This is a genomic window from Hydrogenophilus thermoluteolus, assembly GCF_003574215.1.
GTDB lineage: Bacteria > Pseudomonadota > Gammaproteobacteria > Burkholderiales > Rhodocyclaceae > Hydrogenophilus > Hydrogenophilus thermoluteolus.
Genome location: NZ_AP018558.1, coordinates 1683119 through 1692500, shown reverse-complemented (window position 1 = coordinate 1692500; position 9382 = coordinate 1683119). Strand labels below are relative to the sequence as shown.

The 9382-nt window shown below is 60.4% G+C and carries 8 protein-coding genes and 2 rRNA genes (1 of these 10 only partly in view); 9 read left to right on the top strand and 1 reads right to left on the bottom strand.

The features are described from left to right. From HPTL_RS08215 to HPTL_RS08175, 9 genes are all read left to right on the top strand, one after another. Positions 1–1120: ribosomal RNA gene (locus HPTL_RS08215) — 23S ribosomal RNA — on the top strand; it begins 1754 nt to the left of the window's first position. Positions 1121–1218: 98 nt separating this feature from the next. Next, positions 1219–1333: ribosomal RNA gene (rrf, locus tag HPTL_RS08210) — 5S ribosomal RNA — on the top strand. A gap of 241 nt (positions 1334–1574) precedes the next feature. Next, a complete protein-coding gene (locus HPTL_RS08205; protein WP_119335554.1) occupies positions 1575–2765 on the top strand; it encodes an FAD-dependent monooxygenase in 1191 nt (396 codons plus the stop codon). 40 nt (positions 2766–2805) lie between these two features. Continuing rightward, positions 2806–3525: a DsbC family protein gene (locus HPTL_RS08200; RefSeq protein WP_197713643.1), complete on the top strand. Its 720-nt coding sequence runs from the start codon at positions 2806–2808 to the stop codon at positions 3523–3525. Positions 3526–3538: 13 nt separating this feature from the next. Beyond that, positions 3539–4126, top strand: a complete 588-nt coding sequence (locus HPTL_RS08195; protein ID WP_119335552.1) for an anthranilate synthase component II — start codon at positions 3539–3541, stop codon at positions 4124–4126. A 21-nt stretch (positions 4127–4147) separates the two neighbouring features. Then, positions 4148–5200, top strand: a complete 1053-nt coding sequence (gene trpD, locus HPTL_RS08190; protein WP_119335551.1) for an anthranilate phosphoribosyltransferase — start codon at positions 4148–4150, stop codon at positions 5198–5200. 54 nt (positions 5201–5254) lie between these two features. Then, on the top strand, positions 5255–6097 hold the full coding sequence (gene trpC / locus HPTL_RS08185; RefSeq protein ID WP_197713642.1) for an indole-3-glycerol phosphate synthase TrpC: 843 nt from the start codon (positions 5255–5257) through the stop codon (positions 6095–6097). Then, the gene (locus tag HPTL_RS08180) at positions 6097–7362 is read left to right on the top strand and encodes a hypothetical protein (RefSeq protein ID WP_119335550.1); all 1266 of its coding nucleotides are present in this window, start codon (positions 6097–6099) and stop codon (positions 7360–7362) included. Before trpC ends, HPTL_RS08180 begins: the two co-directional genes overlap by 1 nt. Further along, entirely contained in the window at positions 7362–7727 is a 366-nt protein-coding gene (locus HPTL_RS08175) for a DUF2069 domain-containing protein (RefSeq protein ID WP_119335549.1), read from the top strand. The genes HPTL_RS08180 and HPTL_RS08175 overlap by 1 nt, the downstream gene beginning before the upstream one ends. Here the strand turns inward: HPTL_RS08175 and HPTL_RS08170 are convergent. Then, positions 7711–9252 carry a 2-isopropylmalate synthase gene (locus tag HPTL_RS08170; RefSeq protein WP_119335548.1) on the bottom strand — a complete coding sequence of 514 codons (1542 nt, stop codon included), beginning with the start codon at positions 9250–9252 and terminating at the stop codon, positions 7711–7713. The two genes, HPTL_RS08175 and HPTL_RS08170, sit on opposite strands and share 17 nt — an antisense overlap. Between the last annotated feature and the right edge of the window lie 130 nt (positions 9253–9382).

Genomic DNA, 9382 nt, shown 5'->3' with positions numbered 1-9382 from the left:
TCGGGGGCTGCGACTGTTTACTAAAAACACAGCACTCTGCAAAGACGAAAGTCGACGTATAGGGTGTGACGCCTGCCCGGTGCCGGAAGGTTAAGTGATGGGGTGCAAGCTCCTGATCGAAGCCCCGGTAAACGGCGGCCGTAACTATAACGGTCCTAAGGTAGCGAAATTCCTTGTCGGGTAAGTTCCGACCTGCACGAATGGCGTAACGGTGGCCCCACTGTCTCCTGCTGGGACTCAGCGAAATTGAAGTGGTTGTGAAGATGCAATCTACCCGCGGCTAGACGGAAAGACCCCATGAACCTTTACTGCAGCTTTGCATTGGACTTTGATGTGGCCTGTGTAGGATAGGTGGGAGGCAAAGAAGCCGAGGCGCCAGCTTCGGTGGAGCCGTCCTTGAAATACCACCCTGGCCCCATCGAGGTTCTAACCGCGGTGGGTGCATCCCCACCCGGGACCGTGCATGGCAGGCAGTTTGACTGGGGCGGTCTCCTCCCAAAAGGTAACGGAGGAGCACGAAGGTACGCTTGGCGCGGTCGGAAATCGCGCTGTACGTGCAAGGGCATAAGCGTGCTTGACTGCAAGGCCCACAAGCCAAGCAGGTGCGAAAGCAGGTCCTAGTGATCCGGTGGTCCCGCATGGAAGGGCCATCGCTCAACGGATAAAAGGTACTCTGGGGATAACAGGCTGATACCGCCCAAGAGTTCACATCGACGGCGGTGTTTGGCACCTCGATGTCGGCTCATCTCATCCTGGGGCTGTAGTCGGTCCCAAGGGTATGGCTGTTCGCCATTTAAAGAGGTACGTGAGCTGGGTTTAAAACGTCGTGAGACAGTTTGGTCCCTATCTGCCGTGGGCGTAGGAAGTTTGAGGGGAGCTGCTCCTAGTACGAGAGGACCGGAGTGGACGCACCTCTGGTGTACCGGTTGTCACGCCAGTGGCACCGCCGGGTAGCTAAGTGCGGAAGAGATAAGCGCTGAAAGCATCTAAGCGCGAAACTCGCCCCAAGATAAGACTTCCCGATCAGGGCCGTGGAAGACCACCACGTTGATAGGCGGCATGTGTAAGCGCTGCAAGGCGTTGAGCTGAGCCGTACTAATTGCCCGACCGGCTTGATCCTATGGCCGTAACGCCACATAAACCCACACACACATCACCCAAAACGCACCCCCTACCTAAAACCCACACGCCGTTCCAAAGCGTCACACCAGCTTCGAGTCTGACGACCATAGCGCCTTGGCACCACGCCTTCCCATCCCGAACAGGACCGTGAAACAAGGCAGCGCCGATGATACTGAGGAACACTCCTCGGGAAAGTAGGTCATCGTCAGACTCAACCCAACAACCCAAACCAGTCAAACCCAAACACCAAACGCCCATCCCAAAAGATGGGCGTTTGACGTTTACGCTTCGTGGGCCGGAAAGCCTTCACGTATAATTCATCGCGGTTTTCTTTTTGTTGTGAGGGGCTCGCCAGCTAAGCGCTACCGCACCCTATTAGGGTCGGTGGCGTTTCTTTTTTCCTCTCCGCTTTCGTGCGAAAATCCTTGCATTGGAGCGCGAAGCAGAGAGTCATGGGCTCTTTACGGTTCGATTACGACATCATCGTTCATGGTGGGGGTTTGGCCGGTTCATCACTGGCGTTGGCGCTGGGGCGCGCGGGCTGGCGCGTCTTGTCGATCGAACCCAACCCGCCAACGCCGGAACCGATTCAAGATCCCGACCAGTGGCAAACGCGTATTTACGCGTTTGCGCCTCGTCCTTGGGGTTGGTTGGCCGGGCTACAGGTTTTTGTTCCCGAGCAAAGGTTCCAGCCCGTGACCCGCATGGTGGTGAAGGGCGACGCAGCGGGGCGAATCGTCTTTGCTGCAGACGAGGTCCCGCTTCCCTATCTGGCGGTTATCGCCGAAGCAGAAACGGTGCGCACCGCACTTTGGACGGCGCTCTATGCGTGCGCGACGGTCGATTGCGTGACCGAAGCAGCGGCCTCATTGCGCGCTTGTGCCGTGGATTGGGAGGGGGTGACCGTCGAAGCGCACGATGGCCGGAATTGGCGGGCGCGTTTGCTGGTTGGTGCCGAAGGTCGGCGCTCGTGGGTGCGGCACGTAGCAGGCATTCGCGCCGAGATCCATCCCTATCACCATCACGCGGTGGTGGCCAATTTCGAAACCGAAAAGGGGCACGACCAAACGGCGTTTCAGTGGTTCCGCGAGGATGGGGTTTTGGCTTATCTGCCACTGCCCGGGAATCGGGTTTCGATCGTTTGGTCTACGTCCCCATCGCATGCCGAGGCACTGCTGGCGATGGATGCCGCCACGTTGGCATCGACGGTTGCCGAAGCAGGGGAACGGGTGTTGGGGCGGCTCTCTTTGCGCACGCCGCCCCAAGCGTTTCCGCTATCCTTGTTACGGTGTGAGCGCGTCGTGGGGAAACGCACCGTGGTGATCGGCGACGCCGCGCATGGCATTCATCCGCTTTCCGGGCACGGGATCAATCTGGGGTTCAACGACGCGGCCGAACTGGCGGCCTTGTTGGGGTCGGCCGAAAGTGGGAAAGATCCCGGGGATCCGGTATTATTGGCGCGGTATGAGCGGCGGCGTTTCGAAGAGCCGTTTTTGCTTCAGACGGTGACGGACGCGTTGGCGAAAGGGTTCGCTTGGGATAACCCGTTGCTGCGTTGGACGCGCAATTGCGGTATGTCGTTGGTAGATCATCTGCCGTTCGTGAAAAGGCGGTTGGTCCGGTACGCGACGCTGGCGCAGTAAAGACGAAAGGGTGTTGAGAATGACGAGAAGCCGTGGTGTGATGAAAAGGGTACTGTTCTTGGGTTTGCTCTGCCTTGGGTTTCACGCGATGGCGTTCGCCGAAACAGCCGAGGAAGCGAACGTACAGCAATCGATCAATGCCCTGTTGGGCGGGGATGCGGTGCGCTCGGTCCGCGCTGCCCCCATGCCCGGGCTTTACGAGGTAGTGCTGAAGAGCGGCGAACTGGTGTACACCAACACTGAGGTGAGCCACATTGTCGTGGGTTCGATCATCGACGCCAAAACCCGGGTGAATCTCACCGAAAAGCGGCTAGACGAATTGTCCCGTATCGATTTTTCCGCGTTGCCGCTCAAAGACGCGATCGTGATCAAAAAAGGCGACGGGTCGCGCGTCTTTGCTTCGTTCGAAGACCCCAACTGCGGCTTTTGTAAGCGCCTTGCGAAAGCGCTGCAACAGGTGGACAATACGACGCAGTACCTGTTTCTCTACCCCATTCTGGGACCTGATTCAGAGGAAAAAGCCAAGCGCATCCTCTGTTCCGACGATCCGGCCAAAACGTGGCAAAGCTGGATGGTCGAAGGAAAAACGCCGCCTGCGGCACCAGCGTCGTGCGATACGAGTGCAATCGAGCGCAACGTCGCGCTGGGGAAACAGTTGGGAATTGGCGGCACGCCTACGCTCTTTTTGCGCGATGGCTCCCGCATTGGGGGGTTTTTGCCTGCCGAGAAATTGGAAGAGCGGTTGCGCGCCGTTCGATGAGCGAGGGCTTTGCATGCTCTTGATGATCGACAATTACGACAGTTTCACCTGGAACCTCGTCCAATATTTCGGCGAGTTGGGGGTTTTCGTCAAAGTGGTGCGCAACGACGAAATCACCGTTTCCGAGATCGCAGCGTTGCAGCCCACTTATCTGGTGATTTCGCCGGGGCCGTGTTCGCCTGCGCAAGCGGGGGTGAGTGTTGCGGCGATTCGCGCGTTTGCGGGCAAAATTCCGATCCTGGGGGTTTGTTTGGGACACCAAGCCATTGCCGAAGCGTTCGGTGGCCGCGTGGTGCATGCGAAACGCATCATGCATGGGAAGACTGCGCCGGTCTATCACGAAGGGGCCGGCGTTTTTGCGGGGTTACCCAACCCGGTGGTATGTACCCGCTACCACTCGTTGGCGGTATCGCGCGAAGACTTGCCCTCTGAACTCGAGGTGACGGCGTGGACCGAGGATGGTGAGATCATGGGGTTGCGCCATCGCACGCTGGCGGTGGAAGGGGTGCAGTTCCATCCGGAATCGATTTTGACGCAGCACGGCCATGCGATGCTCAAGAATTTTTTGGTTCAGCACGCGCCGCGTGCCGATGTGGCGTGACCTAGGAGGGGAGGGAAAGCGATGATCACTGCCCAGCAGGCACTGCAACGTTTGATCGAACACCGTGAAATTTTTCACGACGAGATGCTCTCGCTCATGCGTCAGATCATGGCCGGAGAGGTTTCGCCGGTGATGACTGCGGCGATTCTGACTGGTCTGCGGGTGAAGAAAGAGACGATCGGCGAAATTGCGGCGGCAGCGCAAGTGATGCGCGAACTGGCGACACGCGTAGTGGTGCCGGGACCGCACGACCATCTGCTCGACGTCGTGGGAACGGGGGGCGATGGCGCGCATACGTTCAACATCTCCACGACCACAGCGTTCGTTGCGGCTGCGGGTGGGGCGAAAGTGGCGAAGCACGGTAACCGCTCCGTTTCGTCGAAATCGGGCAGTGCCGACGTGCTCGAAGCGCTCGGCGCACGCGTTGATCTCTCCCCCGAAGCCGTGGCCCAATGTATTGCGGAAGCCGGCGTCGGCTTTATGTTCGCGCCGCTGCACCATTTGGCGATGAAGAATGTGATGCCGGTTCGGAAAGAGATGGGGGTGCGCACGATTTTCAATATCCTCGGCCCCCTCACCAACCCAGCCGGGGCGCCCAATAGCCTCTTGGGGGTATTCCATCCCGATCTGGTCGGGATTTGTGTGCGGGTGATGGAGCGGCTGGGAGCACGCCACGTCTTGGTCGTCTATGGCCTCGATGGACTCGACGAGGTGACGCTGGGTGCGGAAACCTTGGTGGGCGAACTCAAGGATGGCAAGATTCGGGAGTATCGCATCCACCCCGAAGATTTTGGCCTGGCGATGGCGTCGAGCCGCCATTTCCAAGTGGACGACGCGACGACGTCAGCGGCGATCGTACGTCAGGTGTTGGCGGACGAACCGGGGCCGGCGCGTGATATCGTCGTCTTGAACGCGGGGGTTGCCCTCTATGCGGCGAATCGTGTCGAATCGATTGCGCATGGGGTCGAATTGGCACGTGAGCTGATTGCCAATGGTGCCGCGCGTGCCAGGTTGGAGGCGTTCGTCCAGGCGACGAACCGCTTGGCGGATGCCGCAGAAAAAGGGCAACCGTGAACGAATCGGTCAAAGCGACCGCGGTCACGACGCTGTGAGCAAGGGGGAACGCGAGTGGGGGCATCTATTCCCGATATTCTGGCGGCAATCCTGACAACCAAAAAAGAAGAGGTGGCGGCGGGGCGTGCGCGGCAACCCGATGCGGTGGTGCGTGCCGCCGCGGAAAAGCGATTGCATTCCGACCCACCGCGCGGCTTTGCTCAGGCGTTGCAGCGTAAGCGCGCGGAACAGGTGCCGGGGGTCATTGCCGAAGTGAAGCGCGCGAGCCCTTCGAAAGGGGTTTTGCGCGACCCGTTCGATCCGGTAGCGATCGCGAAAAGTTACGAAGCGGGGGGCGCTGCGTGTCTTTCGGTTTTGACCGACGTGCACTATTTTCAAGGCAGCAACGCCTTTTTGCAGGCAGCTCGTGGGGCCGTTTCGCTTCCTGTATTGCGCAAAGATTTCCTGATCGACCCGTGGCAGGTTTGGGAAGCGGCTGCGATCGGTGCCGACGCGATTTTGTTGATCGTCGCGGCGCTTGACGATGCGCGTCTGCGGGACTTGACCGCGCTGGCAACGGAATTGGGACTCGACGTCCTGGTCGAAGTCCACGACGCAGAGGAGTTCGAACGGGCGCTGATGTTGCCTACACCGCTCATCGGGGTCAACAACCGCAACCTGCGAACCTTTGCCGTTTCGCTCGAAACGACCTTGTCCTTGTTGCCGCACTACCCAGACGATCGCTTGCCGATTGCCGAATCGGGGATCTTGACGCGCGCCGATGTCGAACGGTTGTGGCAGGCTGGTGTTCCCGCTTTTCTGGTCGGCGAAGCGTTCATGCGGGCGCCCGAACCCGGAGCGGCACTGACCGCGCTCTTCGCGTCGGTGGGATTGTCGCCCCAGCAATCGGAGGCGTGATGACGGCGGAGGCAGCCACTGCCGCGGTGTCCGTTTCCCCGCAGTGGCTCGCCTTGCGTCTGGGCGAGCATTTTCCCGAATTGCCACCGGAAACCGTTCGCTGGGACAGTGCGACCGCAGCGCGTATCTTGGCGCTGTGGCACGCGCGGTATGCGAACCAGGAGGATTCGGCGGCGACGGTGGCCGGTGCTTGGGTGGTCGCTGTTGCCTGGGCCGTGGGGTATCCGTTGGAGACGTCGTTTTGGACGCTCTGGTTGCCTAAGGTCATTGCTGAGGGGCAGCAGCACGACGGCGTGGTCACCGGGGAAGTCGCAGCTGCGCTCGCGTTATACCTTGCCGGTGACGGGGCTTGGCCACTGGATGCCCGCGTGGAATGTCTGATGGCGGTGTTGGCGCTGCACGGTGTGACCGCCCGACTGCTCCCCGCCGCACCGGATACGGCGCAGGCCGATGGTGGAGAGCCCGCGCAACTTCCCTTTTGGGGCATTGCGACGGAGCCGACGGTGCAGTTGGTTCGCCGGGGAACGGTGTCAAGAGCGTGCCAGACGCTCTTCTGGCTCGATTTCTCTGCGCTGGAGCGCCAAATCGATCGGTTGGTCAAACGTTGGTTACAAGCACCCCACCAAACGCAATCGCAGCAGCTCATTTGGCTCCTGCTTGCATTCGCAGAGCGGCTGGGGCTGGCGGGGCGACGCGTCCGCCGGCAACCCTGCCATTGCGACGCCAAAGTGGTGGTCGGGTGGGAGGCCATCGCGGCGTTGGCAAGCGGTGCGCCTGTGGCCTGGCAAGGGGCCGAGATCGTCGAGCTTTCCGATTTGGTTTTGGGCGCACGGCTTCGCTTCACGGCATCGGTTTCGGTGCGGGACGGTGAAATCGTCGCGGTGCGATTTACTGCAGAGCACGTGAGCGTCTCCATTGCGACCCAGTGGTGGTTGGGGGTGGTCCGCTGGCAACGAACCGCAGCAACGGCACGGATCGTTGGCCTTCAGATCCTGGCGCCGATCGAGGCGGCGACCGCGATCCTATCCCTTGCGCCCGAAGCGAAGCGGGGGACGCGACAGCTCGGGATCGTGTTGAAGCGCTGGTTGCCGTACTTTCCGCAACCGGTGTTGGTGCTGCGTCGCTTGGAGCGGTTGTCGGGCGCCTGGTGGTTGGTCCGCGAACCCGAGCGCTTTCAGGTGAGCGTCGAGCGTTTTCAGCCGGGGCGCATTCGATTGGTGACTCCGCACGTGACGGTTGCCGAAATTTGGCCAAAGGAGGCGTGATGCCGAGGCGTTGGGCAGCGATCGCGACGACGCTGGCATTTTTGCTCGCGGTTTTGGCGGTGGCCTGGGAAAGCGTGCTCGCTCCGATCCGACCGGGCGGTTCTTGGCTGGTGCTCAAAGCGGTGCCGTTGGCGCTGCTGCTTCCCGGACTGTGGCGTGGACGGCTACGGACATACCAGTGGACGGCGCTGTGGTGCAGTTTCTACCTGTTGGAAGGGAGCGCACGCCTCTTCGATCCGGCGCCTGTTCGCTGGCTGGCGGGCGTAGAGGCGGCGCTTGCGCTGCTCCTTTTTGCGGCGGTGGTCCGCTATGCGCGGTTTTTCCCCCGCCGCCGACGGCACGCTTCGTCTACACCTGAGGACTGATGCGCGCGCGGTTTGCCAACAATTTGTTGAGTGCGTTCAAGTAGGCCTTGACCGATGCGACGATGATGTCGGTGTCTGCTCCTTGACCGTTCACGATCCGTCCCTCTTTGCTGAGCCGGACGGTGACTTCTCCTTGCGCATCGGTGCCCTGGGTGATCGCATTCACCGAGTAAAGGAGCAATTCGGCGCCGCTCTGAACCAGTTTCTCGATCGCTTGGAACGCAGCGTCTACGGGACCAGAACCTTCGCTTTCCACGGTCTGCTCTTCGCCGTCGATGGCAATCACCAAGCGCGCTTTCGGGGTCTCTCCCGTTTCGCTGTGGAAGCAACTGGAGACGAGACGGTAACGTTCGACTTCATGACCACCGGAAACGCCTTCGTCGCTCATCAACGCGATGAGGTCTTCGTCGAAGATTTCGTGCTTCTTGTCGGCCAGTTCCTTGAAGCGGGCAAACGCTTGATTGAGCTGCTCTTCGCTTTCGAACGTGATGCCGAGTTCTGCCAACCGGGTTCTGAAGGCGTTGCGCCCCGAGTGTTTGCCGAGCACGATCTTGTTGGTGGTCCAGCCGACGTCTTCGGCGCGCATGATTTCGTAGGTTTCGCGGTGCTTCAATACGCCATCCTGGTGGATGCCCGATTCGTGCGCGAACGCGTTCGCGCCAACGATCGCTTTGTTGGGTTGTACCGGGAAGCCGGTGATTTGCGAAACCAATTTCGACGCGGGGACGATCTGGCGGGTGTCGATACGCGTATCGCACGGGAAGACGTCTTGTCGGGTGCGTACCGCCATCACGATCTCTTCAAGCGCCGCGTTGCCCGCGCGCTCTCCCAGACCATTGATGGTGCACTCTACCTGACGGGCGCCGGCGAGCACCGCAGCCAATGAATTGGCGACCGCAAGGCCCAGGTCGTTGTGGCAGTGCACGGACCAGATCACCTTGTCGGAGTTGGGGATGCGTTCGATGAGCGTACGAATCCGTTCTCCGAACTGGTGGGGCAACGCGTAACCGACGGTATCGGGAACGTTGATCGTGGTAGCGCCCGCGTCGATCACGGCTTCGAAGATGCGGCAAAGGAAGTCGATCTCGGAGCGGCCGGCGTCTTCGGCGGAGAATTCGACGTCATCGGTATAGCGTCGCGCCCAACCGATCGCTTTCACGGCTTGTTCGAGCACCTGATCCGGGGACATGCGGAGCTTTTTCTCCATATGGATCGGGCTGGTGGCGATGAAGGTATGGATGCGCTTACGTTCTGCGGGTGCGATCGCTTCGCCGGCCGCAGCGATATCCTTTTCGTTCGCACGCGCCAAGGAACAGACCGTGCTCTCTTTGATCGCTTGCGCCACAGCCTGCACAGCGGCGAAATCACCGGGGCTTGCTGCGGCGAAGCCCGCTTCGATCACATCGACGCGCAACCGTTCGAGTTGTTTCGCAATTCGGACCTTTTCCTCTTGCGTCATCGAAGCGCCAGGACTCTGCTCGCCGTCGCGCAACGTGGTATCGAAAATGATCAACGACTCTTTCATGGCTTCCTCGCAAAAATGACGGTTGTAGGGTCTCTTGCCCCTAGGGCGAAGGGATTGGGATAAGGGGGGAGTGGGTGAGTTCGTCAGCGCGCAAGGCGCAGCAGAGGACCGAGCAGAAGCCCTGCCCGAA